This is a genomic window from Sphingomonas sp. PAMC 26605 (assembly GCF_000241485.1).
In the GTDB taxonomy this organism is placed as follows: domain Bacteria; phylum Pseudomonadota; class Alphaproteobacteria; order Sphingomonadales; family Sphingomonadaceae; genus Sphingomonas.
The window spans coordinates 3,154,210-3,177,818 of record NZ_JH584241.1; the positions used below are offsets into that span (position 1 = coordinate 3,154,210).

Genomic DNA, 23,609 nt, shown 5'->3' on the forward strand with positions numbered 1-23,609 from the left:
CCCCCCAGCCCCTCCCTTTCAGGGAGGGGAGGCAACTTGCGTCGCGCCTTGTATCGCGCCACGATGCCGCGATGCGCACTCTCCCCACCGTCGCCGCGATGCTCGCGATCCTTGCCACCCCCGCTATCGCCAAGGACGCCGCCCAGCCCGCGCCCGATCCGGCCCGCCTCAAGGCAACCGTCGAGAAGCTTGTCAGCTTCGGCACGCGCCACACGCTATCCTCGCCTGACGACCCCGTCCGCGGAATCGGCGCCGCGCGCTCCTGGGTCGGCGGCGAGATGACGCGGATCGCCGATGCGTGCGACGGCTGCATCACCGTCGCCAATATCGCGCGCACCTTCACCAACGCGCGCGCGCCGGACGGAGTGAATGTGGTCGACGTGCTCGGCTTCCAGCAGGGGCTCGACCCCAAGCGTGTGATCATCGTCGGCGCGCATATCGACAGCCGGATCAGCAATGAGATGGATGCGACGCACGACGCCCCCGGCGCGAACGACGACGGATCGGGCGTCGCGCTGGTGCTCGAGACGGCACGGATCCTGTCGAAGCAGAAATTCCGCGCGACGATCGTTTACGCGGTCTTTTCGGGCGAGGAGCAGGGGCTGTTCGGCGGAACGCTGCTCGCCGACACCGCCAAGGCGCGCGGCTGGACGGTCTCGGCGATGCTCAACAACGACATCGTCGGCAATACCATGGGCCAGAACGGCGTGCGAGTCGCTAACCGGGTGCGGGTCTTTTCCGAAGGAATCCGCGCGATCGAGGACGGCCCCGCACAGCTGGCGCGGCGCGGCAATGGCGGCGAGGATGACGGCCCGTCGCGCAGCCTCGCCAAGGCGATCGACGGCGTCGCGGCCACGATCCCCGGCGGGCTCGACGTGTTCGTCGATCGCCGGCCCGATCGCTTCGGACGCGGCGGCGATCACGAGCCGTTCCTCAAGCTCGGCTATCCCGCGGTGCGCTTCTCGGTCGGCGCGGAGAATTGGACGCAGCAGCATCAGGATGTGCGCGTCGAGAACGGAATCCCGTATGGCGACACGATCGACAAGATGGACTTCCCCTATCTCGCCAAGGTCACCGCGATCAACGTGGCGACGATCCGCCGCCTCGCCGCCGCTCCCGCCGCACCCGACGGCGTGACGGTCGCCGGCGCGCTGAGCTTCGACACGACGGTCAAGTGGGAGCCGGTTGCCGGCGCGACCGCCTATCGCATCCACTGGCGCCGCAACGACACGCAGGACTGGCAGAAATCGCTCGATGTCTCCGCCGCCGCGACGAGCACGGTGCTCAAGGACATCAGCGTCGACGATCATTTCGTCGGTGTCAGCGCGGTCGGTGCGGACGGGTCGGAAAGCCTGGTGAGCTTCGCCGGACCCGAGCCGCGCCGCAAGTGAAACGCGCTTAGCTTCCGAGGACCGGCTGCTCGACCGGACGGCAGATCGGCTTGCGCCGGACCGGACGGTAATACCGCTTGCGCGCCGCATGATAGACCTGCCGCTCGCGCACCGTCTCGACATATTCGGTCGTCGTCGTGGTCACGACCGGCGCCGACTGGATCGTCACGACCGTGGTGGTCGCGCCGGGATAAGCGTAGCCATAGCCGCCGGCGTAACCCGACGTGGTCGAATAGGTCGTCACATTGCCGTTCTGCACGACCGGCGGCAGCGGCGCGGGATAGGGCTGCGGGGGATAGGGGCGTCCATAGCCGCCAGCCTGATCATAACCCCCAGAACCGTAGCCACGATCGTCATAGCCGCCGTTCCAATCGAGCCCGTCGATCGAATCGTACACGCGACCGCGCGAATCCAGCAGCACGGCATCGTCATAATAGCGATACCAGCCATAGCCCGCCGGCGGCGCGGACAGGCCGTAGCCGGCATAGTCGCCGATGAAGAAGTTGGGCGAGAACCAATAGCCGGGCATGCGATAGCCGCGCGACGGCCGGTGATAGGCGTTCCAGCCGCCCGGCGCGTTGAGACCGCCCTGCCAGCGACCGCCGATCGAGCCGCCCCAGCGATGGCGATCGGGCTGACTGACGGGGCGCTGGCCCGGATAGGGACGGCCGGGGGCGGGCATCGGCGGGCGCTGCATTTGCCCCTGCGGAGGCGGAGGTGCGGGCATGGTGTTGCCCGGGACGGGATAGGACGCGCCGGGGGCCGAGCCACCGCCGCGATACCGCTGCGCATCGGCCTGCCCCGCACCGAACGCAGTGACCAGCGTGAGAGTGGCCAAGATCAAGGGTCGCATCGTCAAGCCTCCGCAAACGGCACCGTACACAAAGGGTGTACGCCGCGTTAACCCGTCAGCTACCATTTCGATCGATGCGATTCTAGATTAACGGCTGTCCCGTTTCGGATCAGCCCGCGATGCGTGGCGCGAGCACCGCGACCAGCGCTTCGCAGCCCGCGGCATCGGCGGCATCGAAACGCGCCGGGCTCGGGCTGTCGAGGTCGAGCACGGCGATCAGCCGACCGGCATGGACGATCGGCACGACCAGCTCCGACCGACTCGCTGCATCGCAGGCGATATGGCCGGGAAAGGCGTGGACGTCCTCGACCAGCTGCGTGGTGCGCGTCCGCGCCGCCGCACCGCATACCCCGTCACCGATCGCAATCCGGATGCACGCCGGCTTGCCCAGAAAAGGCCCGACGACGAGCGTTTCGTCGATCAGCCGGTAGAACCCCGCCCAGTTGAGATCGGGGAGATATTGCCAGATCAACGCAGCGGCGTTCGCCATATTGGCAATCGCGTCGTGCTCGCCGTCGGTGAGCGCGTCGAGCGCGGCATGAAGGTCGCGATAGAGCTCGGTCTTCGAGCTTTGGTCGATCGTAAAGTCGTACATGCCCCGCCCCTACCCCGTTCGGCAGCGCGACGAAAGCGCCCGCCTGCGTGATCGACCGCGGCGCGCTAATCTTTTAGGGAAATCCGATGGCCGCCATCCCGATCACCCGCTCGATCAGCATCGACAGCGACGAACTGCAGGAATCGTTCACCCGCGCCGGCGGTCCGGGTGGGCAGCATGTCAACACGACCGACAGCGCCGTATTGCTGCGCTTCGACGTCGCGAACTCGCCGTCTTTGCCCGACGCGGTCAAAAACCGGCTCGCCGTCCTGGCAGGATCGCGGCTGACGCGCGAGGGTGTGCTCGTGCTGCGCAGCGAAGGCGCGCGCTCGCAACTGCTCAACCGGCAGGAGGTGCGGGAGCGCCTGATCGCGTTGCTCCGCGAGGCGACGATCGTTCCCAAGCGGCGTCGACCGACCAAACCCTCCAAGGCCGCCAAGGCCAAACGGCTCGACGGCAAGACCAAGCGCTCGACGGTCAAGTCGCTGCGCGGCAAGGTAACCGACTAAAGATCGCGCAAGGCGCTGGCGGGGCGCGCGCGGAGCGCCGGCAGGCTCCCGGCCAGCCCGGTTCCGAGCGTCAGCGCGACGCCCGCGCCGAGCGTCGCACCGACCACATCCCAGCGCGGCGCCCAGCCGATCTTGAAGATCTGCGTGACGACGTACCAGCCCGCCGCGGACCCCATCGCCAACGCCACCGCGACGAGCACCAGCGACAGGATCGCGTATTCGAGCGCCTGCGCGCCGAGCACCTGACGGCGGCTCCCGCCGAGCAGCTTGAGGATCACCGCGTCGTAGCGCCGGCTCGATCCCGAGGCCGCGACTGCGCCGATCAGCACCGCGACGCCCGCCGCGACCGTCACCGCCGCCGCCGCCCGGATCGCGAGCGCGACTTGCTGGAGCACGGCGCTGATCTGGCCGATGACGTCGCCGACACGGATCAGCGTGACCGACGGCAGGGCCGCCGCGACTTGCCGCGCGATCGCGCCGTCACTTGCGGGCGCGGCATAGACGCTGGCGAGCAGGCCATGCGGCGCTTCCTCGATATAGCCGGGCGAGAAGACGATCGCGAAATTGAGCCCGAGCCCGCCCCAGTCGATCTTGCGCAGCGCCGCGATCCGCGCCGGGACGTCGACGCCGAGCACCGACACCGTGATCATGTCGCCGACGTGCAGTCCGAGCGCCACCGCAGCCTTGTCCTCGAGCGAGACGAGCGGGGGCCCGTGATAGTTGGCCGGCCACCATCGCCCGGCGACGACGGCATTGCGTGGCGGCAAACGCGCAGCCCAAGTGATCGTCCGGTCGCCGCGCAGCACCCAGGCGTCGGCCGGCAGCGTCTTGATCGCGCTTACCGGCACACCGCGCAGTGCGACGATCGATCCGCGCAACGACGGCAGCGCCTCGATCGTCGCCATCGGCGCGGCGCTGCGCACGGCGCGGGCGAAGGTCACGGCGTCATCAGGCTGCAGGTCGATCGCGAAGAAGCGCGGCGCCTTCGCGGGCGCGGCGCCGTTGAGCTCTGCGCCCAGGCTCGAGTCGATCACCGCCAGCGCGACGAAGAGCGAGAAACCGAGCCCCAATGCGACGACGAGCCGATCGGTCTGCGCCCCGGGCCGGTGAAGATTGGCGACCGCAAGCCGCAGCAACGGACGGCGTGAACGCGGCAGCCGCGCCGCGATCGCCCGGATCGCGATGCCACATCCCCATAGGACGGCGATCAGCGCGAGGATCGCGCCGACAAAACCCAGCGCCAGCAGTCGGTCGGACGCGGTCCCGACGGCGAGGGCAATCAGCGCGCCGATCAACGCCACCATCCCGCCAAGCACGCCGGCTTGCGGCGGTCGTCGCGGCGCCAGCGTGTCGCGCAGCAGCGTCGCCGCCGGGACCGCGCGGGCGCGTGCAAGCGCAGGCAGAGCGAACAGCAGGGCGACGAGTACCGCAAGCCCCGCTGCGGTCGCCAGCGGTGCGGGATACAGCGCCAGCCGCGGCGGAACCGGCAAGGCCGCACCCGCGACTTCGGTGACGACCCATGGGAACGCCGCGCCGACGATGAGCCCGGCGCCGATGCCACCCACCGCAACGACGCCCAACTGGGCAAGGAAGATCGCGGCGATCGTTCCCGAGCGCGCACCAAGCACCTTCAATGTCGCGATGATCTTCGCTTTGCCAGCGAGATAGGCGGCGACTCCGCTGCCGACCCCTACCCCGGCTATCGCCAGCGCGGCGAGCCCGACCAGCAACAGGAACTGGCCAAGCTGCGCAATGCCGCGCCGCGCGCCACCCGCGGCCTCGCCGCGCATCTTGGCCGACCAACCCGCGCCGCGGAATGTGCGCAGCACGCCGTCACGCGCCGCGGCCGCGGCTTCGGGATGCGCGAGGAGCAGGCGGTAATGGCTTTCATACAGGCTGCCCGGCTGCACCAGAGCGGTGGCGTCGAGCCCGGCAAGATCGACCAGCACCGGCGGACCCAGCGCGAATCCGGCCCCAAGGCGGTCGGGCTCGTTGGCGATCACACCAATGATGCGCAGCCGTGCCTGCCCGAGGGTCAGCGTGTCGCCCGGCTTGACGCCAAGCCGATCGGCCAACGCTGGCGCGATCGCGATCTCACGCCCCGTCGGCCGTGTCGCCAGCGCGCCGGGCGCGAGGCGGAAGCGCCCGACCAACGGCCAGGCCGGATCGGTCGCGCGCAGGTCGACCAACGCCGGTGCGCCGCCCGCGCTTGCCATGCCGCGCAGCGAGACCGTTTCCGACACGCGCCCGAGCCGCGCGAAGGCGGCGAGCTCGTCGACCGTCGCGCGCCGCTGCGAGACGCTGAACTCGAGATCGCCGCCGAGGATTTGCCGGGCATCGCCATCGAGTGACGCGATCATGCTCGCCGCGAGACTGCCGATCCCGGCGAGCCCCGCCGTGCCGAGAAACAGGCAGATCGCGAGCAGCACCAGCCCCCGCCCGCCCCGCCGCAGATCGCGCAGCGCCAGCCGCCACACGATCGTCATGCGCCGCGGCGCTCCGCGACGATCCGCCCGTCGCCGAGCTCGATGACGCGCGCGCAGCGGGCCGCCAGCGCAGGATCATGGGTGATGATGAACAGCGTCGTCATGCGCGCACGATGCCGCGCGAAAAGCAGGTCCATGATCGCGGCGCCGGTCGTCGTGTCGAGATTGCCGGTCGGTTCGTCGGCGAAGATCAGCGCCGGGCGCCCGACCAGCGCGCGCGCGATCGCGACGCGCTGTTGTTCACCGCCCGACAGCTGCGCGGGATAGTGGCCAATCCGGTGCCCCAGCCCGACGGCGTCCAGTTCCGCCGCGGCGCGCGCGAAGGCGTCGCCGTCTCCTGCGAGCTCCAGCGGCACCGCGACATTTTCGAGCGCCGTCATCGTCGGGAGCAAGTGAAACGCCTGGAGCACGATCCCGATCCGGCCGCGTCGCGCCACCGCGAGCGCATCCTCGTCAAGCGCGGTGAAATCGAGCCCGGCGACGCGCACGCTGCCCCCGCTCGGGCGTTCCAGTCCGGCGAGCACAGCCATCAACGACGATTTTCCCGATCCTGATGGCCCGAGGAGCGCGACGCTGTCGCCCACAGCCACGGCGAGATCGATCCCGCGCAGGATCTCGACCCGCGCGGGCACGCGGCCGAGGGCCAGCGAAACATTGCGCGCGACGATCAGCGCGCTATCGACGGAGGATGGCATCATCTTTCTTCCTTGGGCGATATCGCTGGCGACGGCAAATCGCCGCGGCCGGGCTCGCCGTGTTCTGTGCTGTCGCGCCGGCCGGTCTGGCCGCCTCTCCCGAGGCGCCGCTGATCTGGGCGTTCGGCGACAGTCTCAGCGCGGGGTACGGCCTGCCCCCGGAGGCGGGCTTCACCACCAAGCTGGAGACCGCGCTGCGCCGCGCGGGGATCGCGGCGACGGTGCGCAACGGCGGGGTCGCCGGTGACACCGCGGCGCAGGCACGCGCGCGACTGCGCTGGGGGCTGCGCGGGCTCGGCGCGACGCCCGATCTGGTGATCGTCGAACTCGGCGCGAACGACATGCTGCGCGGCCTTCCCGTCGCGCAGGCCCAGGCGAACCTCGACGCGATCCTCACCGAATTGCGGGCGCGGCGCATTCCCGTGCTGCTCGCCGGGATGCGCGCCGCGCCCAATCTCGGCCCCGACTATGGCCGCGCCTTCGACGCGCTGTACCCCGCGCTCGCGAAAGCCCATGGCGTCCCGCGCTATCCCTTTTTCCTCGAGGGCGTCGCGGGCAACCGCGCCTTGCTCCAGGCCGACGGGATGCACCCCAATGCGCGCGGGGTCGATATCGTTGTCGGGCGGATCCTGCCAAGCGTGCGCAGCGCGCTCGCCCGGAGGCCAAGCCATTGAAGCTCGAAGACCAGTTCCTTCGCTATTTCGGCAGCAGTGATCTCGCCGCGGTCACTCTGGCAGCGCTCGAGGCCGGGATCGACCATATGCGCGTCGATTTCGGCCTTGAGCGTGACCACGACAGACGCTTCGGCCTGTGGACGCTGCTCCACATGCTCGGCGCTGCGCCCGACCTCGACATTGCTTTCGCGAGCGATACCGACCGAACCGCGGCACGGCGCTTCATCGAAATGACCGAACGCCACGAGGCGTGAAGCGCCGCGTCGCGGGGATCAGTCCGCCACGTCGATCGCACGGGTCACGATGATCTCGGGCCGCGCAGTCGCGGTCTCACGCGCGGCGACGCCGAGCGCCTTGAAATGGTCGGACGCCATGTGCTGCGCGACGGCTGCATCATCGGTATAGAGTTCGTTGAACACGAAGCGCTGCGCGCCTTCGGTCTCGCGCCACAATTCGTAGTGCAGCACGCCCGGCTCGGCGCGCGACGCGGCGACGCAGGTGCGCGCGGCAGCGATGAAGGCATCCTCCGCGCCCGGCTTGACGGTGACGAACGCGACGATCTTGACGGCCATGACTGCACTCCTGTGTCGAACCCGCGAGGTGGGGGCTCGCAGCGGGCAAAGCAAGCGCGCTCTAGTGCCGGAGCGGATCGCCGGCGGAACCTGCGGCGGCCCGGTTCATTGGACAGCAACCCGCTGCTCGCCAGGCCAGGAATTCCCCATGCGCCGTATTACCTCGCTCCTTGCGCTGCTCGCCGTGTCCGCATCGCCCGCCCTCGCGCGGCCGGCCGCGTCGCCAGAGCAGACCACCGCGCCGCTCGGCGCCGATCTCGAGCGCTTCGCCTATCCTTTCCCGGTGCATTGGTACGAAACCGAATCGCAGGGCATGCCGGTACGGATGGCCTATCTCGACGTCGCACCGACCGGCCCGGCAAAAAATCGGACGGTCGTCTTGCTTCACGGCAAGAACTTCTGCTCGGCGACCTGGCAGGACACGATCACCGCCCTCGCGGCGCAAGGGTATCGCGTCATCGCGCCCGACCAGATCGGTTTCTGCAAATCGTCGAAGCCTGCGGGCTATCAGTACAGCGTTGCCGCGCTCGCGACGTTGACGCGCGGCCTGCTCGATCGGGTCGGGGCGCATAAGGTGCTGCTGGTCGGGCATTCGACCGGCGGGGTGATCGCGCTGCGGTTCGCGCTGCTCTACCCGAAGAGCATCGATCGGCTCGTGCTGGTCAATCCGCTGGGGCTCAACGACACGCTCGCGCAAGGCGTGCCCTATACCGAGCTAGGCGCGCTGCGGGCGGAAGAGGCCAAGACCGATGCCGCATCGATCAAGGCCTATCAGCTCCGCAATTATTATCACGGAGAATGGCGTCCCGCTTATGATCGCTGGGTGGCGATGCTCGCCGGGCAATATGCCGGCCCCGATGGCGATCGCGTGCGCGACGCGCAGGCGCGCCTGTCGGACATGCTCGAGACACAACCCGTCGCCGCCGAGCTCGATCGGGTCAGCACGCCGGTGTCGCTGCTGATCGGTCAGCGCGACCGCACCGCGTTTCGTGCGAATAGCGCGCCCGAGTCGGTGCGCGGGCTGGTCCAGACCGTGCCGCAGGCGGCCGAGGCTGCGGTCCATCGCTTCCGCGAAGCCCGGCTCGTTCGCATCCCCGATGCGGGCCACGCGCCGCAAGTCGAGGATCCTGAAGCATTTGCGGCCCTGTTGCTGACCGAGCTTGCCCGGCCATGACCCCGAATAGGTCCAAAGCGTGACGATAATTTCACGCGACACCCCGTGCGCCGCACGGCAGAACGATCGATCCCAGTTCCGCTGTAAGGACCTTATCGCATGCGTATCATCTCCCTCCTCGCCGTCTCCGCCGCGCTCGCGTCGGCCTCGCCGGTTCTCGCCACGGGCTGCATCCGCGGCGCTGCGGCGGGCGGTGTCGCCGGGCATTTCGTCGGCAAGGGCCATGCCGTGATGGGCGCCGTCGCCGGCTGCGCGATCGCGCATCATCACTATGCCAAGCAGGCGCGCGCGCAAAAGGCCGCCGCGCGCGCGCAGCACTGAACGACCATCCCACCACCCCCGACGGGCGCTATTTCGTGGTGCGCGGGCGGCTGTGGCGACGGAGCAATCCGGCGCTCGACGCAGCGACGCGCACCACGCTCGTCGGCGCTTTGATGGATGCGCGTCGGGCGGTCGGCGTGGCGCTCCGCCTCAAGGACGAAGCCGCCGAGGAAAGCGCGCGGGCGTCGGTCGATGCCGCCAAGCGGGCGCTCGGCGAACGCGGCCCGGTGTGGTGGGACGACGGCGCGCCCGATTACACGCGGCATATGGCGCGCAACACGCCATATGCCGCGTGGTTCGAGGCGATCAGCTAGCGCGCGGCTTGGCTTTGGGCATGTCGGCAAGCTCGATCCACACCGGCGCGTGATCGCTCGTCTTGTCCCAGCCACGCACAGCGCGATCGACCTGCGCATCGACCAATCGCGCGGCAAGCGCCGGACTGAGCAGCAGATGGTCGATCCGCAGTCCGGCATCGCGCGCATAGGCGTTCCGGAAATAATCCCAGAAGGTATACATCGTCGCGTCGGGATGGAGCGAGCGCAGCGCATCGGTCCACCCTTGCCCGGTCAGCCGCGCGAACGCCGCGCGGATCTCGGGTGCGAAGAGTGCGTCATCGACCCAGCGTTCGGGTTTATAGACGTCGCGTTCGGTCGGCATGACGTTGAAATCGCCGGCGAGCAGGACCGGCAGGCCCGACTCGAGCAGGTCCGCGGCATGCGCGATGAGCGCGTCGAACCAGCGCAGCTTATAGTCGAACTTGGGCCCGGGCCGCGGATTGCCGTTGGGGAGGTACAGCCCGCCGATCAGCACGCCGTTGACCGCCGCTTCGATATACCGGCTCTGCCCGGGGTCGGGATCGTTCGGCAGGCCGCGGCGTGTTTCGTGGATTTCCCCGACCCGGCTGAGCAGAGCGACGCCGTTCCAGCTCTTCTGTCCGTGCCAGATCGCGTCATAGCCAAGTGCGCGGATCGCTGCTTTGGGGAATTTGTCCTGCGGCGCCTTGAGTTCCTGCAGCACGACGACGTCGGGCGTGCTTTCCTCGAGCCAGCGCAGCAGCACCGGCAAGCGCCCATTGACCCCGTTGACGTTGTAGGTCGCGATTTTCACGCCGCCTCGCTCGATGGGCGGTGCGCCCCGCCCTGCACCGCTCCCGCCAGGGCGCGGACGACCATGGCGTGGACATCGACCCGCGCCTTCAGTCGCGCGGCGAGCAAGGCGGTGCCGCTGATCTTGCGCTGGACGAACAGCGTATCGACCGGCGGCACGTGCCAGGTGTCGCGGTCCGCCGCCATCGCCATCCCCTGCTCGCGCAAGACCCCGACAAAGGCGCGATCGCCGAAATCGAACGGCCCCGTCCGGTTGAGTTCGACCAGGATCACGTCGATCATACGATCGACCAGCGCGCCATGCCGCGCCACCGCCGCCGCGCCGAGAAACCCCGCGGCGACGGCAGCTTCGCGCACCGCAGCACGGTCGCCCGCGAGCCCCGCTTCGAGCAATCGCCGGTACCCTTGCGCCGTCTCGCGTGCGACCGCGCGCGTCGCCCCGAAATCGAGCAGCACGAGCTTTCCCGACGCCGGCTGATAGCGATAATTCGCGAAGTTCGGGTCGGTCTGCATCAGCCCGAACGCGAACAATTCGCGCAATACCAGCGCGATCAGCGATTCCACCGCCGCGTCGCGGATCGCCTGATCGGACTCGACGAGCGACTCGATCGCCACCCCTTCCTCGAAGCTCATCGCCAGCACGTCGGACCCGCTGAATTCGCGGTCGAGCACCGGCACGACATAGGCAGGGCTATCCGCGAGCAGCGCGCCGAACCGCGCGAGCTGCTCGCCTTCGCGGATATAGTCCGCCTCTTCGTGGAGCTGCCGCTTCGCCTCGGCGAGCAACGGCGCGATATCGATCGTCTTGGGAAGCGCGCCCGAGACCCGCAGCAACGTCGCGACATTGTCGACATCTGCATCGATGCTGTCGCGGACACCGGGATATTGCACCTTGACCGCGAGATCGCGCCCGTCGGGAGTGCGCGCACGGTGCACCTGTCCGATCGACGCGGCGGCGAGCGGCCCCGCGTCGAACCGCGCGAAGCGGCGGCGCCAGTCCTTGCCCCAATGGCGCGCGAGCACTTGCTGGAGTTGGGCGGGGGGCATGTGGTGCGCATTGTTGCGCAAGCGCGCGAGGATCTGCGCCAGTTCGGGCGGAAGGAAATCGCCCGAATCCATCGATATCATCTGCCCGAGCTTCATCGCCGCGCCGCGCAGATGCGACAATTGATCGGCGACGCGCCCGATATTGGCGGGGGTGAGCAGCAAATCGCTCATCCGTGGTCGCTGCCCGTCGGCGATCCGCCGCGCGCCCTCGGCGATCACCCCGCCCGCGACCCCGCCGGCCAGACGCCCGAACACGCCGAGGCGCGCGATCCGCCCGCTCGGTACCGCTTTCCCGCGGGACGCTCGATCGTCGCTCATGCCGCTGCCCTTACCAAAATCTGCTGCCCGGCACGCCTTTGAACGGACCGGCGACGGCGGAGGTGATCCAACCGCCATAAAAGCCGCCCGGCTGCGGAACGACCGTCTCGCCGTCGACGCTGCAGCGGTCGAACGGCGCGGCATAGAAGGCGATATGATCGGCGAGCGCGGCGAAGGCGCTGGTCGGGCGCGGATAGCTCCAGCCGACCGCGGGTAGGACGGTGTCGTCGAGCACCACGTCCCAATAGGTCGCATCGCCCTTCCATTCGCAGAACGAGCTGCCCCGGCCGGGCCGCAGCGCGCTTTCGCGAATATCGCGTCGCGGGATGTAATAGCTCGGCGGATGGCTCGTCTCGAGTGTCCGGACGCTGGCGCGCGTGTCGGCGAGGATGATGCCGCGATGCGCGATCACGATATGCGCGGCACTCGGTTGCGCGATTGCCGGCCGCGGAAACGCCCAGACGCTCTCCTGTCCGGGCCGAGGCGGTATCGGATCGGGCTTCATCGACGTTCCCACCGCAAGACGAGACGCTGCAGCCGAGGCCGAATGCGCAGGAACAGACGATAGCCCGCTTCGAACCCCGCGAGCACCCCGCGATTGCGAGCGATCAGCCCGAGCGGACGCAGCAACGGGATCGCCCGCCACATCGCCGCGAACGCGGCTGCGCCCGAGAGCAGGGCACCGTTCTCGCGCGCATGGAAGCGTGCGAGCAGATCGGCCCGGTCGATCGGACAGGATGCAGGGGCACCGGCCGCGACATCGACGAAATCGATCCGGCGCGCGCGGTCAAGCCGGCGCAACCAGGCGATCTCGCGGGCGCACAGCGGGCATCCGCCGTCGTACCAGACGGTGACGCAGTGGGCGCGCGAGGGAGCGGAGGCGGTCATCTGGAGTGCCTAACGCCGATCCTGCCCGTCCGGGTGCAACGATGCGGCCGGCCGATGCGGGATGCTTGATGCAAATCTAGAAGAAAAACCTGATCGGCAGTGGCACCTCCATGAATTCCGCGGGTTACAGCCGACAAGGAGACCTGCTTTGACCGAGACGACGCGCCGCCAGATGCTTACCGCCGCAACGCTGGGAACGGCGGCCGTCCTCGGGACGAGCCCGGCGATCGCCGCCGAGGCGCAACCCGCAAAGCCCAAACAGAACCCGCGCGACAAATACCCCAAGCCGCCGTTCGAGGCGCAGCACCAGCCTTGGCCAGGCCTGGCCAGCCGCATGACCCCGCGCCCCGATCATGGCGAGACGAGTTATGTCGGCAGCGGCCGGTTGCGCGGTCGCAAGGCGCTGATCACCGGTGGCGACTCCGGCATGGGGCGTGCCGCCGCGATCGCCTTCGCGCGCGAGGGGGCCGATGTCGCGATCAACTATCTTCCCGCCGAGGAACCCGATGCGCGCGAAGTGATCGACCTGATCCACCGCGCCGGCCAGAAAGCCGTTCCGCTGCCCGGCGATCTCCGTTCCGCGCCTTTCTGTCGGCAGTTGGTCGATCGTGCGGTCAGCGCGCTGGGCGGGCTCGATATTCTCGTGTGCAATGCCGGCCGCCAACAGTCGATCGCCTCGATCCTCGACGTCACCGACGAGGAATTCGACGCGACGATGAAGACCAACATCTATGCCCCGTTCTGGACGATCAAGGCCGCCGTCCCGCATATGGAGCCGGGCTCGGTGATCATCGGGACCACATCCGAACAAGCCTATGATCCCTCGCCCGATCTTTACGCCTATGCGCAGACCAAGGCGGCGACGATGAATTACGTCAAGTCGCTCGCCAAGCAGCTCGGTGCCAAGGGCATTCGCGTGAATGGTGTCGCGCCGGGGCCGATCTGGACGCCGCTCCAGATCTCGGGCGGCGCATCGCAAGGCAAGGTCGTGACGTTCGGCGCGACCACCCCGCTCGGCCGTCCGGGTCAGCCCGCCGAGCTCGCCGGCATCTACGTTCGGCTGGCCGAAGATGACGGCAGCTTCACCACCGGCAACATCTACGGCGCCGGCGGCGGTCAGGGGCAACCATGAGGCGCGGTGCGGTGATGAACCGAATCCACCGATATGCCCTCGCAACCGCGATGCTGAGCGCGGCGACGCTCGGACCGGCGCTGGCGCAGGAGCCTGGCTCGCGGCAGACCCGCGACTTTGTCGACGCCATGGCGCATGCCGACGCGTTCGAGATCCTCGAGGCGCAGACCGCGCTCGCCCAAAGCGCGGACCCCGACGTCCGGGCATTCGCCACGAAGATGCTCGGCGACCATGTCGCGCTCGATCGTGCGCTTGCCGACGCGGCGGCCAAGGCGGGGCTGCGCCCGCCCGCCAAGGGTGTCGGTGCCGATCAGGCGCCGCTGCTGAACGGTCTCCAGAGCCTGACCGGTGCCGCGTTCGACCGGACCTATCTGCAGCACCAGCGGCAGGCGCATCAAGCTGCGCTGACCGAAGCCCAGGCCTATGCCGCATCGGGCGACGATCCCGATGTTCGGGCTTTGGCCGCACGCGCGGTTCAGACGATCGCCGCGCACCGCGCCATGGCCGAGCAGATGAGCGGTCAAACCCCCGCCCCCTGACCCGCGCGAGCGCGGTGAGATGCTTCCGATGCGGGCCGCGCGGACGATTCATTCGCCGCCCGCCCGGATCGCGGCGGAAAGCGCGCTACCTGTTCCATGCCAGCGGACTCCTTCCTAGTAGAAGTCCTTTTGAGCAAAATCCGGCGTCGCCGCTTATCCCCACAGGTGATTACCGAGCGTAAAAGACCGTTATACTTGCGCATAATATGCTATGATCGTGCGATGAACAGCGACACTGCTCTGCCGCTACGGCCCCGTCATCTCGCGAGGACTCCGGTAAAACGCGGCAACATCTTGTATTATGTCGATTTACTGCGATGTGCCGGATCGTTCGGCGTCGTTCGCGCGGTCGGCGGATCGCAGGTGTCGATAGCGCGAGAGTGTATCCGAGTCGCAGGCCTTCGCGCGGGTCGGGTGACGGCTCCGTCATTTGCCCCGATCGACCTTCTCCGGAAAGGGTGAGACGGGCAGCATCATGTCGGACAATCGCAATCTCCAAAACGATCTGACGGAGTGCGACCGCGAGCCGATCACGCGGCTCGATCAGATACAAGATTTCGCATTTCTGGTCGCGATGACGAACGACTGGACGATCGTCCGCGTTTCACAAAACGTGCAATCCTTCCTCCAGGTCGCGCCGGCCCAATTGCTGGGCTCGCGCTTCGACGTGTGGATCAGCAAGGCGGCGCTGCACGCGATACGGACGCGTCTGGCGACGCTCGCATCGAGCGGAAGCGAGCGTCTGTTCGATCTCGATCTCGTCGAAGGCGTACCTCCGCTCGATCTCGCCATTCATTTTCAGAACGATCTGCTGATCATCGAAGGCGAGTTCTCGCAAAAGGCTGGCGGTTTCGACGTCGCGCCGATGACCCGGGCGATGGTGGCACGCCTCGCCAAGGCGCCGAGTATCGAGCGGCTCCACACCGATGCCGCGCGTCAGGTGCTCGCGGTCACCGGCTTCGACCGGGTGATGATCTATCGCTTCGACGAACGCGGCGATGGCGAGGTCATCGCCGAATCGACCCGTGCGGGGGTCGAGAGCTTTCTCGGGCTGCATTATCCGGCGACCGACATCCCGCAACAAGCGCGTGCACTCTATCTGCTCAACCCCTTCCGCATCATCGCCGACGTGGCCGCCCCGCCGGTCGCGTTGCTTCCCCCGATCGATGCGGTGACGCCGCCGCTCGATCTGACGATGGCGATCAGCCGCTCGGTGTCGCCGGTACACCTCGAATATCTCGTCAACATGGATGTCGCTGCGTCGCTGTCGATCTCGATCGTCGTCGATGGTCAACTCTGGGGGCTCATCGCTTGCCACGCCGCCGCGCCGCGCCTGCCGAGCTTTGCAGTCCGGACCGGGGTCGAGCTGTTCGGCGCGATGTATTCGCTGAAGCTCGAGAGCCGGCTGCGCCGCCGCAACGATGAGGATGAGCAGAAAGGGCGCGGGCTTGCCGACCGCCTGATCACCATGATCGCGGGCGACGAGTCGCTGATGCACAATGCGATGTGGCTGCAGGACATGACGCGCGACATCATCGATTGCGACGGCATCGCGATCTATCGCGGCGGAACCGCCTATCTCCACGGTTCGACCCCGCCGGAGCAGCAGGTCGCGATGCTGGCATTTCATATGAACGCGGCATCACCGAGCCGGGTATTCGTCACCGACTGCCTCGCCGCGATCCACCCGCCGTGCGCGACCACTGCGGAGCGCGCGGCCGGGATGATGTCGATCCCGATTTCGCGCATACCCCGCGATTATATCATGCTGTTTCGCCGCGAGCGGCTCGAGCGGATCCGCTGGGGCGGCAACCCCACGAAAGAGGCGAACGTCGACGCCGGACCGCGCATCTCGCCGCGCAAGAGCTTCGCGGCGTTCGTGCAGGAAATCCGCGGACGCGCGATCGGCTTCTCGGAGCGCGAAGTGCGCATGGGGGAAGCGATCCGCCAGGCGCTGATCGAGGTGATTCTGCGCTATTCGGACGAAGCCGCCGCCGAGCGGCGCCGCGCGGCCGAGCGACAGGAATTGCTCATCGCCGAGCTCAACCACCGCGTGCGCAATATCCTCGCGCTGATCCGCAGCCTGATCACCAAGACCGGAGAGGCGACTCCCGCCGTCGCCAGCTATGTCGAGGCGTTGAGCGGACGCGTGCAGGCGCTTGCGCGCGCGCATGACCGCATCACGCGGCAGGAATGGGGTCCCGCGCCGCTCGCGGGCGTGTTCGAGGACGAAGTCGCCGCGCATCAGGGGACGCGCGAGCGGCTGCGCTTGATCGGCCCGCAGGTGCAGCTCCAGCCGCGCGCGATCTCGACGATGGCGCTCGTCGTCCACGAACTCGTCACCAATTCGTGCAAATATGGCGCGCTCTCGACGGCCGGGCGGATCGAGGTGACGACGCGCGTGGTCGAGGGCGAAGGCGTCTATCTTGAGTGGAAGGAGGTTGGCGGCCCGGCGGTGACGGCACCGACGCGACGCGGCTTTGGCTCGACGATCCTCGAACGCACCGTGCCGTTCGATCTGCAGGGAACCGCCGACCTCCATTATCGTCTTGCCGGGCTTGAAGCCGAATTCTTCATCCCCCAGCATAACGTCTATCTGCCGTCCGAGATTTTCGCGCCGGAGCCGAGCCTGGAACCGCGGTCGGCGCCGATCCACGGTGCTGCTCCTGTCGCTGACAGCGACCAGCCGCTCCGGGGGGCGCTCGTGCTGCTGCTAGAGGACAATATGCTGATCGCGCTCGAAGCCGAGGACATGCTCCGCGCGCTTGGCGCGAAAGACGTGCTCGTCGCCGCGACACTGAGCGACGCCGAGCATTTGATCGCGTCGCATACGTTCCAGTTCGCGATGCTCGATATCAATGTCGGGGGCGGCACCAGCTTCGAACTCGCGACCAAGCTCACCAGCCGGGGGACCCCGTTCATCTTCGCATCGGGCTATGGCGAGGGGCTCGCGCTCGAGCGGCGCGAGGGGAGCGAGATCGTCCTCCAGAAGCCGTATGAGCGCCGACATCTGGAGCGTGCGATCGAGCAGGTGCTGCATCCCGCCGGCGTTTGACCGCGCCGTGCGGCGAGGGATGCGCACACCGGAAGGATTGCGCCCTTGTTCTCGGCGGCGCGCATCGGCATGGAATGGCGATGACGATCCACCGTACCGCAACCGCCGCTTTGCTCCGCCACTGTGCTGTCGTGCTGGTGTCGCTCGCCGCGATCCCGAGCGGTGCGACCGCGCAGGAGCCGGCGCAAGGCGATCCGGCCCAAGGCACCGGCCCGCTTCCCGCCAATGTCGCGCCCGCCCCGACCCCGATCTGCACCGATCGTCCGACCAAGGCGAGCGTCGCCTGCACCGTTCCCGCCGGGGCGTTCCAGCTCGAGACCGACCTGATCGACTGGACGCGGCAGACGCTCGACGGCGTCCGGACCGATACCATCCTATATACCAATCCAACGCTGAAATATGGCGTCGGGCGGCACACCGATGTCGAGGTCAACATCGCGCCGTATGAAACGGTGCGGATGCGGAACGCCGATGGCAGCGTGACGACCGATGGCGGCGTCGGCGATCTGTTCGTGCGGGTGAAGCAGAAGCTGACGATCGACCGTTCGAAGACGCAGGTTTCGATCATCGGCTCGGTCAAGGCGCCGACCGCGGGATCGGTGGTCGGCAACGGCGCGTGGGAGGGCAGCCTCGCGCTCCCGGTCAACATCCCGCTCCCCGCCAAATTCACGCTGACCACCAGCCCCGAACTCGACATCTCGGCAAACCAGGGCGATGTCGACGGCTACCATCTGGAACTGGTCAATCTCATCAATCTGTCGCATCCGCTCGGCAAGGATGCGACGGTCTATGCTGAATTCTGGACCAAGGAGAGTTTCGAGCCGCGTCAGAACGGTCAGCAATATTCCGCCGATCTCGCCGCTTCGTACCAGTTGACCAAGACGCTCCAGCTCGACGCCGCCGCCTATTTCGGGCTCAATCGCGAAACGCCGGGGCTGCAGCTCTACACCGGCGTATCGGCGCGCTTCTAGCGCGCGAGCGTCGCCAGGCTGCGGAACAGCTCGTCGCGGCGAAACGGCTTGGTCAGTCGCGGCAGATCGGGTGCGATCCCTTCGCTTTCGGCATAGCCGGAGATGACGAGAACCGGGAGGCGCGGGTGCTGGCGGTGTACCGCACGGGCGAGATCGGATCCCGTCATGCCCGGCATCAGATGGTCGGTCACGACCAGATCGGGCACCAGCCCCGCGCGCACCAGCGCGAGCGCCGCCTCGGCCGACTCGGCCTCGACCACGTCATAGCCGATCTCCGCGAGCATCGCGGCGGTGCTCAGCCGTACGAACTCTTCGTCATCGACCAGCAAGGCCGTCCCGCGCGCTGCCTCGAGCAGCTCCGGCGTCGCGGCCGGGAGCGGCGCATGCAGGGCGCGACCCTGCGGCAACCACAGCTCGACCTGCGTGCCCGCCCCCGGCTCGCTGCGCAGCCGCAGCGCACCGCCGAGCTGCGACGCAAGGCCATGGACCATCGAGAGCCCGAGCCCGGTCCCCCTCCCCACCCCCTTGGTCGAAAAGAACGGCTCGATCGCGCGCGCCATCGTCTCGGCGCTCATTCCGGTTCCGGTATCGCTGACCGACAGGCAGATATAGCCGCCCGCGGCGAGCTCGGGATCCTGCTCGATCGTGGCGGGGGCTGCGTGGATGCGCAACGTTCCGCCATCGGGCATCGCGTCGCGCGCATTCACGGCCAGGTTGAGCAGCGCCATCTCGAGCTGGTTGGGATCGGCGTTCGCGGTCGGGAGATCCGCCGGCGTCTCGATCACGACGCGGATCTGCGGGCCGATCGTGCTGGCGACAAGGTCGCCCATTCCGCGCACCAAGGCCGCGACATCGACCGCGACCGCCTGGAGCGGTTGCCGACGCGCGAAGGCGAGCAGGCGCTGGACCAGCGTCCGCGCGCGTTCCGCCGACAGTGCCGCGCCTTCGATCAGCCGCTGCTCGCGCTCGCCGCCGATCCCCTTGCGCTGCAAGAGATCGAGCGCGCCGACGATCGGCGTCAGCAGATTGTTGAAATCGTGCGCCACGCCGCCGGTCAGCTGGCCCATCGCCTCCATCTTCTGCGCCTGTCGCAACGCTTCCTGCGCCGCGGTAAGGTCGGCTTGCGCGCGCAGCCGCGCGGTGACGTCGCGCGCATGGTGGAACGCGCCGATGATCCGCCCCTCGCCGTCGCGCAGCGGTGAATATTGAATTTCCCAACTCGGCGCGTCGATCTCCGGATTGCCGAATTCGGCCTCGACCGTAAAGCGCTCGCCCTGGAGAGCGCGCGTCATCAGCGCCTTCATCGCGTCACGCTGCTCGGGAACGAACAGCTCATGGAACACGTCTCCCAGCCGGGTGAAGAAGCCGTTCGCGCGGAAGAAGGCGTCGTTATGCGCCTGGTTGAAGGCGATCAGCCGATAGTCGGTATCGAACGCGCAGATCGCGGTGCTGTCCGATTGGATGATGTTCTCATGCAGCAGCAGCGCCTGGGTGCGCTCGACCACGGTGGCCTCGAGCGTCGCGTTGAGCTTGGCCAGCGCATCACGATCGGCACGGCGTTCGGTCACGTCCTGGACGACGCCCAGCAGCCGTGCGGGCGCGCCGTCCGCGTCATATTCGATTTCGGCGCGCCGCTCGATCCAGCGGATCTGCTGCGTGTCGGCGCGGCGCACGCGATATTCGATCTGCAAGGCCGCAAGCCGCGCCGCGCGATGGTCGGCGGGAGAGCCGACGGCGGCATCCTCGGGCAGGATCAGCGCCTCGATCCGCGACGCATCGACCGTGCCTTCGTTCGGAAGTCCGAACAGATGGTAGAATTCCGCCGAGGCGCTCACCGTGTTGGTTGCGAGATCGACCGCGAACACGCCGATATGCCCCGCTTCCTCGGCGCGGCGCAGGCTTTGCTCGGCTTGCGCCAGCGCGAGATCGACCTGACGCTTCGATTCGGCCTGGACGACGTTGGCGGTGGTCTCGTTGGTTAGGCACAATACCCCGCTAATCGCGCCGGCATCGTCGAACACGGGGGAGAAAGAGAAGGTCCACCACGTCTGTTCTGGGTCGCCCCAGCGCGCCATCGGCACCGGATGATCGACGACGCGATACGCGGTGCCGCCCAACGCGCCGAGAAACATCGGGGCGACCGCGGGATAGGCGTCGGCCCAGAGGGTGGGAAAATGCGCGCCCATCGCACCCGCGATCCGCGGGCCGAGGATCGGGGCGTAAGCGTCGTTGAAGAAGAAGGTCTGGCTATCGCCCCATACGAGGTAGACCGACTCGGGCGAGGACAGCAGAAAATCCAGCATCGTCGTCAACGCGACCGGCCATTCCGCACGCGGACCGAGCGGGTGCGATGCCCAATCGACCTGCGCCAACAACGCCGCAGCCGAAGCCGGTGCGGAGCCGGCGGGGTCGATCGACGAGCTCTCTTCCCTCACGCGTACCAACCGTGCCTCCGACCTTGCCCTGCACCGGCATGCTGTGGGCGACGACGGTTACCGCCGCCGCCGCCCGTCCCGCAACCACTTGTTCGCAAAAGTGAAGCAGAAAGCACCGGATTCCGCGAGTTCGTCACCCCGCCTGCCGCGCAACCGCATCGCGCACAGCGAGCGGCTTGAGCATTTCGGCCACCGCGAGATAGCCCAGGACGAGCGCGGCAAGCGCGCCGCACTCGGCGGCGCTGGGCGGCGCAAAGCCGAGCGCGGCGGCCCCGACGACAAAGGGCAGCATCACCGCCAGCCCGAGCCCAGCGAGCGCCGTCGCGACAAGCGCAGCCTGTGGTCGACTGCGCCACGCGGCACGGCGGGTGCGGATGACGAATACGACGAGGATCTGGGTCGCCATCGATTCGAGGAACCATGCCGCGCGAAAGGTCGGCACATCGACACGATAGACCCATAGCAACAGCGCGAAGGTCGCCACGTCGAAGATCGACGAAAGCGGCCCCATGATCGCGGTGAAGCGCAGCAATCCGGGCATGTCCCAGCCGTGCGGCCGCGCGAGATCGACATCGTCGGCGCGGTCGAACGGGATGCCGATCTGCGAACAGTCGTAGATCAGATTGTTGAGCAGGATTTGCACCGCGGTGAGCGGAAGGAACGGCAGCACGAGCGAGGCGAGCGCCATCGTCAGCATGTTGCCGAAATTCGAGCTCGTCCCCATGCGGATGTATTTGAGGATATTGGCGTAGGTCCGCCGCCCCTCGGCGACGCCATCGGCGAGCACGTCGAGATCGGGCGCGAGCAGGATCATGTCGGCCGCCTCGCGCGCGACATCGGTTGCGCCATCGACCGACAGGCCGACATCGGCAGCCCGGATCGCCGGGGCATCGTTGATCCCGTCACCGAGGAAGCCGACGGTATGCCCTGCGGCCTTCAGCGCGCGGACGATCCGAGTCTTCTGGTCGGGGCTGACGCGGGCGAAGACGTCGACGCTCGCCACCCGCGCGGCAAGCGCGGTATCGGACAGATCGGCGATCTCCTCTCCGGTCAGGACCCCAGCGAACGGAACCGCCAGCGCCGCGACGAGATGCTCGACCACGGCGGCCGCATCGCCCGAGATGACCTTGATGCGGATCCTCGTCGCCTCGAGCCGCGCGATCGCCGCGGCGGCGCTCGCCTTGGGCGGATCGACGAACAGGCAATAGCCGAGGAACACCAGGCCCGCCTCGTCGCGCGCGGCGATCCGCTCCTGGCCGGGTGCCGGCTTCCATGCCACGCCCAACGCGCGCAGCCCCTGCGTCGCCTGATCGCGCTGCATCGCCGCCAGCCGCGTGCGCAGCACCGCATCGAGCGGCACCAGCGCCCCGCTGGGATCCTGCGCGTGCGTGCACAGCGCGAGCAGCGTCTCGGGCGCGCCCTTGACGATCTCGATCCGCGCGCCCGCCTGCTCGGCCAGCACCGAGACGCGGCGGCGCTCGAAATCGAACGGGCATTCGTCGAGCTTGCGCCAACCGGCGATCCGCTCGGGCGTCGCATGGCGCAGCAAGGCGGCGTCGAGCGGGCTCTTCAACCCGGTCTCGAACGCTGCATTGACCGCGGCGAGTTCGACCACGCGCTCGTCGTCCGCCCCATCGATCCCGGGATGGCCGACCAGCGTGATCGAGGCTTCGGTCAGCGTTCCGGTCTTGTCGGTGCATAGAATGTCCATCTGGCCGAGATCGTGGATTGCCGACAGCCGCTTCACGATCACCTTGCGCGCCGCCATGCGCTGCGCGCCGCGCGCGAGCGAGACCGTCACGATCATCGGCAGCAATTCCGGCGTCAGGCCAACCGCGAGCGCGATCGCGAACAGGAACGACTGGAGCGGCGGACGCCCGAGCGCGAGGTGCGCGACCAGCACGAACAGCACGAGGAAGAGCGTCAGCCGCGCGATCAGCAGGCCGAGCTGGTGGATGCCGCGTTCGAACGCGGTCGGCGGTTCGGCGCCGCCAAGCGACGCCGCGATCGCGCCGAACCGCGTCCGCGCGCCCGTCGCGACGACGAGCATCGTCGCGGTGCCGGCGATCAGCGAGGTCCCGTGGAACAGCGCGTTGCTGGCGTCGCCCGGCGCGGTCGCGTCGGGAACGAGCGCGACCTGCTTTTCGACCGGATAGGGCTCGCCGGTGAGCAACGCCTCGTCGACCTGCGCGGCGTTGACCGCGAGCACCACGCCGTCCGCCGGAACCAGATCGCCCGCGCTGAGCAGCACCACGTCGCCCGCAACGATCTCGCTCGCCGGCCGCTCCGCCGCGACCCCGTCGCGCAGCACGTTGGCGTGGAGCGCGATCGAGCGTTTCAGCGCGGCGGCGGTCGCTTCGGCACGGTGTTCCTGCACCATGTCGAGCGCGGTCGAGACGATCACGACCGTGACGATGATCGCAAAGCTCGCCGCATCTCCCGTCGCGCCGGCAACCGCCGCGGCGACCAGCAGGATCGCGATCAACGGGTTGGCGAGCTTGCGAAGCAGGCCGCGCAGAACGCTGCTCCGCGCGGCGGTGCCCAGTTCGTTGCGGCCATCGCGCGCGAGCCGGCTGGCGGCGTCGATGCTGCCGAGCCCGGCGCGGCTGCTCCCGAGGCGCGCGAGCACCGCCTCGGGCGGATCGCGCCAGAAGGGCGGCGCTGCGACGACGGAGGCGATCCCTGGCTTCAGGCCCATTCGCTCGAGTCCTTGCGGTCCGGCCGGCGCGATCGTGCGGTGCGCGGACATTCCCGGGGCTATGCGGCGGATCCGGGCGAAGCGCGCTACGGGTTAGCCCGTATAGCGACGCCGGCCGCAAACCGCGACGAGCGCTGGGCCGGTCGCCGG

At 68.4% G+C, this 23,609-nt stretch carries 22 protein-coding genes; 11 read left to right on the forward strand and 11 right to left on the reverse strand.

The genetic code is table 11. From position 1 onward, the window contains the following. The first annotated feature begins 71 nt into the window (after window positions 1-71). Window positions 72-1,391, forward strand: a complete 1,320-nt coding sequence (locus tag RH90_RS14655) for a M28 family peptidase (RefSeq protein WP_010186541.1) — start codon at window positions 72-74, stop codon at window positions 1,389-1,391. A gap of 7 nt (window positions 1,392-1,398) precedes the next feature. Here the strand turns inward: RH90_RS14655 and RH90_RS14660 are convergent, their stop codons facing one another. Both RH90_RS14660 and RH90_RS14665 read right to left on the reverse strand, forming a co-directional pair. Further along, entirely contained in the window at window positions 1,399-2,244 is an 846-nt protein-coding gene (locus tag RH90_RS14660; protein WP_010186543.1) for an RcnB family protein, read from the reverse strand. A gap of 109 nt (window positions 2,245-2,353) precedes the next feature. After that, entirely contained in the window at window positions 2,354-2,839 is a 486-nt protein-coding gene (locus tag RH90_RS14665; RefSeq protein ID WP_010186545.1) for a GAF domain-containing protein, read from the reverse strand. A gap of 86 nt (window positions 2,840-2,925) precedes the next feature. Here RH90_RS14665 and arfB point away from each other — a divergent pair, with 86 nt between their 5' ends. Further along, on the forward strand, window positions 2,926-3,348 hold the full coding sequence (arfB, locus tag RH90_RS14670) for an alternative ribosome rescue aminoacyl-tRNA hydrolase ArfB (RefSeq protein WP_010186547.1): 423 nt from the start codon (window positions 2,926-2,928) through the stop codon (window positions 3,346-3,348). Here arfB and RH90_RS14675 read toward each other — a convergent pair. Both RH90_RS14675 and RH90_RS14680 read right to left on the reverse strand, forming a co-directional pair. Further along, window positions 3,345-5,834, reverse strand: a complete 2,490-nt coding sequence (locus tag RH90_RS14675) for an ABC transporter permease (RefSeq protein WP_010186548.1) — start codon at window positions 5,832-5,834, stop codon at window positions 3,345-3,347. The two genes, arfB and RH90_RS14675, sit on opposite strands and share 4 nt — an antisense overlap. Continuing rightward, window positions 5,831-6,532: an ABC transporter ATP-binding protein gene (locus RH90_RS14680; protein WP_010186550.1), complete on the reverse strand. Its 702-nt coding sequence runs from the start codon at window positions 6,530-6,532 to the stop codon at window positions 5,831-5,833. Before RH90_RS14680 ends, RH90_RS14675 begins: the two co-directional genes overlap by 4 nt. On the opposite strand from RH90_RS14680, the gene RH90_RS14685 reads away from it, so the two are divergent. Both RH90_RS14685 and RH90_RS14690 read left to right on the forward strand, forming a co-directional pair. Next, window positions 6,523-7,203, forward strand: a complete 681-nt coding sequence (locus RH90_RS14685) for an arylesterase (RefSeq protein ID WP_081476949.1) — start codon at window positions 6,523-6,525, stop codon at window positions 7,201-7,203. The two genes, RH90_RS14680 and RH90_RS14685, sit on opposite strands and share 10 nt — an antisense overlap. Further along, window positions 7,200-7,457, forward strand: coding sequence for a hypothetical protein (locus tag RH90_RS14690; RefSeq protein ID WP_010186552.1), 258 nt, complete (start codon window positions 7,200-7,202; stop codon window positions 7,455-7,457). The genes RH90_RS14685 and RH90_RS14690 overlap by 4 nt, the downstream gene beginning before the upstream one ends. Window positions 7,458-7,475: 18 nt before the next feature. On the opposite strand, the gene RH90_RS14695 is transcribed toward RH90_RS14690, so the two are convergent. Beyond that, complete coding sequence (locus tag RH90_RS14695) at window positions 7,476-7,775, reverse strand: putative quinol monooxygenase (RefSeq protein ID WP_010186553.1); 300 nt, start codon at window positions 7,773-7,775, stop codon at window positions 7,476-7,478. A gap of 148 nt (window positions 7,776-7,923) precedes the next feature. Between RH90_RS14695 and RH90_RS14700 the strand changes: the two genes are divergently transcribed. From RH90_RS14700 to RH90_RS14710, 3 genes are all read left to right on the forward strand, one after another. Beyond that, the gene (locus RH90_RS14700) at window positions 7,924-8,949 is read left to right on the forward strand and encodes an alpha/beta fold hydrolase (RefSeq protein WP_010186554.1); all 1,026 of its coding nucleotides are present in this window, start codon (window positions 7,924-7,926) and stop codon (window positions 8,947-8,949) included. Window positions 8,950-9,048: 99 nt separating this feature from the next. Continuing rightward, window positions 9,049-9,270: a hypothetical protein gene (locus RH90_RS14705; RefSeq protein WP_010186555.1), complete on the forward strand. Its 222-nt coding sequence runs from the start codon at window positions 9,049-9,051 to the stop codon at window positions 9,268-9,270. Window positions 9,271-9,308: 38 nt separating this feature from the next. After that, window positions 9,309-9,584 carry a hypothetical protein gene (locus tag RH90_RS14710; protein WP_010186556.1) on the forward strand — a complete coding sequence of 92 codons (276 nt, stop codon included), beginning with the start codon at window positions 9,309-9,311 and terminating at the stop codon, window positions 9,582-9,584. On the opposite strand, the gene xth is transcribed toward RH90_RS14710, so the two are convergent. Genes xth through RH90_RS14730 form a run of 4 tightly spaced genes read right to left on the reverse strand, consistent with a single transcriptional unit; the run spans window position 9,577 to window position 12,629 of the window. Continuing rightward, window positions 9,577-10,377, reverse strand: coding sequence for an exodeoxyribonuclease III (gene xth / locus RH90_RS14715; RefSeq protein WP_010186557.1), 801 nt, complete (start codon window positions 10,375-10,377; stop codon window positions 9,577-9,579). The genes RH90_RS14710 and xth overlap by 8 nt on opposite strands. Next, window positions 10,374-11,741 carry an ABC1 kinase family protein gene (locus RH90_RS14720; protein ID WP_010186558.1) on the reverse strand — a complete coding sequence of 456 codons (1,368 nt, stop codon included), beginning with the start codon at window positions 11,739-11,741 and terminating at the stop codon, window positions 10,374-10,376. Before RH90_RS14720 ends, xth begins: the two co-directional genes overlap by 4 nt. 10 nt (window positions 11,742-11,751) lie before the next feature. Further along, a complete protein-coding gene (locus tag RH90_RS14725) occupies window positions 11,752-12,246 on the reverse strand; it encodes a DUF427 domain-containing protein (RefSeq protein WP_010186559.1) in 495 nt (164 codons plus the stop codon). Continuing rightward, window positions 12,243-12,629, reverse strand: a complete 387-nt coding sequence (locus tag RH90_RS14730) for a thiol-disulfide oxidoreductase DCC family protein (RefSeq protein ID WP_010186560.1) — start codon at window positions 12,627-12,629, stop codon at window positions 12,243-12,245. Before RH90_RS14730 ends, RH90_RS14725 begins: the two co-directional genes overlap by 4 nt. 172 nt (window positions 12,630-12,801) lie before the next feature. On the opposite strand from RH90_RS14730, the gene RH90_RS14735 reads away from it, so the two are divergent. From RH90_RS14735 to RH90_RS14750, 4 genes are all read left to right on the forward strand, one after another. After that, window positions 12,802-13,761 carry an SDR family oxidoreductase gene (locus RH90_RS14735; protein WP_051124817.1) on the forward strand — a complete coding sequence of 320 codons (960 nt, stop codon included), beginning with the start codon at window positions 12,802-12,804 and terminating at the stop codon, window positions 13,759-13,761. 14 nt (window positions 13,762-13,775) lie between these two features. After that, window positions 13,776-14,300 (forward strand): DUF4142 domain-containing protein, encoded by a 525-nt coding sequence (locus RH90_RS14740; RefSeq protein ID WP_010186562.1) that lies wholly within the window; start codon window positions 13,776-13,778, stop codon window positions 14,298-14,300. A 475-nt stretch (window positions 14,301-14,775) separates the two neighbouring features. Beyond that, window positions 14,776-17,355 carry an HWE histidine kinase domain-containing protein gene (locus RH90_RS14745; RefSeq protein ID WP_010186563.1) on the forward strand — a complete coding sequence of 860 codons (2,580 nt, stop codon included), beginning with the start codon at window positions 14,776-14,778 and terminating at the stop codon, window positions 17,353-17,355. An 80-nt stretch (window positions 17,356-17,435) separates the two neighbouring features. Next, complete coding sequence (locus RH90_RS14750; RefSeq protein WP_157134604.1) at window positions 17,436-18,326, forward strand: transporter; 891 nt, start codon at window positions 17,436-17,438, stop codon at window positions 18,324-18,326. Here RH90_RS14750 and RH90_RS14755 read toward each other — a convergent pair. Beyond that, window positions 18,323-20,761 carry a hybrid sensor histidine kinase/response regulator gene (locus tag RH90_RS14755; RefSeq protein ID WP_010186567.1) on the reverse strand — a complete coding sequence of 813 codons (2,439 nt, stop codon included), beginning with the start codon at window positions 20,759-20,761 and terminating at the stop codon, window positions 18,323-18,325. The two genes, RH90_RS14750 and RH90_RS14755, sit on opposite strands and share 4 nt — an antisense overlap. 133 nt (window positions 20,762-20,894) lie before the next feature. Then, window positions 20,895-23,459, reverse strand: coding sequence for a magnesium-translocating P-type ATPase (gene mgtA / locus RH90_RS14760; RefSeq protein ID WP_051124819.1), 2,565 nt, complete (start codon window positions 23,457-23,459; stop codon window positions 20,895-20,897). Window positions 23,460-23,609: the final 150 nt, after the last annotated feature.

What these genes read in the sequence shown, in the direction of transcription:
- RH90_RS14655 (WP_010186541.1), top strand. Translation starts at nt 72, where the DNA reads ATGCGCACTCTCCCCACCGTCGCCGCGATGCTCGCGATCCTTGCCACC.
- RH90_RS14660 (WP_010186543.1), bottom strand. Translation starts at nt 2,244, where the DNA reads ATGCGACCCTTGATCTTGGCCACTCTCACGCTGGTCACTGCGTTCGGT.
- RH90_RS14665 (WP_010186545.1), bottom strand. Translation starts at nt 2,839, where the DNA reads ATGTACGACTTTACGATCGACCAAAGCTCGAAGACCGAGCTCTATCGC.
- arfB (WP_010186547.1), top strand. Translation starts at nt 2,926, where the DNA reads ATGGCCGCCATCCCGATCACCCGCTCGATCAGCATCGACAGCGACGAA.
- RH90_RS14675 (WP_010186548.1), bottom strand. Translation starts at nt 5,834, where the DNA reads ATGACGATCGTGTGGCGGCTGGCGCTGCGCGATCTGCGGCGGGGCGGG.
- RH90_RS14685 (WP_081476949.1), top strand. Translation starts at nt 6,523, where the DNA reads ATGGCATCATCTTTCTTCCTTGGGCGATATCGCTGGCGACGGCAAATC.
- RH90_RS14680 (WP_010186550.1), bottom strand. Translation starts at nt 6,532, where the DNA reads ATGATGCCATCCTCCGTCGATAGCGCGCTGATCGTCGCGCGCAATGTT.
- RH90_RS14695 (WP_010186553.1), bottom strand. Translation starts at nt 7,775, where the DNA reads ATGGCCGTCAAGATCGTCGCGTTCGTCACCGTCAAGCCGGGCGCGGAG.
- RH90_RS14700 (WP_010186554.1), top strand. Translation starts at nt 7,924, where the DNA reads ATGCGCCGTATTACCTCGCTCCTTGCGCTGCTCGCCGTGTCCGCATCG.
- RH90_RS14705 (WP_010186555.1), top strand. Translation starts at nt 9,049, where the DNA reads ATGCGTATCATCTCCCTCCTCGCCGTCTCCGCCGCGCTCGCGTCGGCC.
- RH90_RS14720 (WP_010186558.1), bottom strand. Translation starts at nt 11,741, where the DNA reads ATGAGCGACGATCGAGCGTCCCGCGGGAAAGCGGTACCGAGCGGGCGG.
- RH90_RS14725 (WP_010186559.1), bottom strand. Translation starts at nt 12,246, where the DNA reads ATGAAGCCCGATCCGATACCGCCTCGGCCCGGACAGGAGAGCGTCTGG.
- RH90_RS14730 (WP_010186560.1), bottom strand. Translation starts at nt 12,629, where the DNA reads ATGACCGCCTCCGCTCCCTCGCGCGCCCACTGCGTCACCGTCTGGTAC.
- RH90_RS14735 (WP_051124817.1), top strand. Translation starts at nt 12,802, where the DNA reads ATGCTTACCGCCGCAACGCTGGGAACGGCGGCCGTCCTCGGGACGAGC.
- RH90_RS14740 (WP_010186562.1), top strand. Translation starts at nt 13,776, where the DNA reads ATGAACCGAATCCACCGATATGCCCTCGCAACCGCGATGCTGAGCGCG.
- RH90_RS14745 (WP_010186563.1), top strand. Translation starts at nt 14,776, where the DNA reads ATGTCGGACAATCGCAATCTCCAAAACGATCTGACGGAGTGCGACCGC.
- RH90_RS14750 (WP_157134604.1), top strand. Translation starts at nt 17,436, where the DNA reads ATGACGATCCACCGTACCGCAACCGCCGCTTTGCTCCGCCACTGTGCT.
- mgtA (WP_051124819.1), bottom strand. Translation starts at nt 23,459, where the DNA reads ATGGGCCTGAAGCCAGGGATCGCCTCCGTCGTCGCAGCGCCGCCCTTC.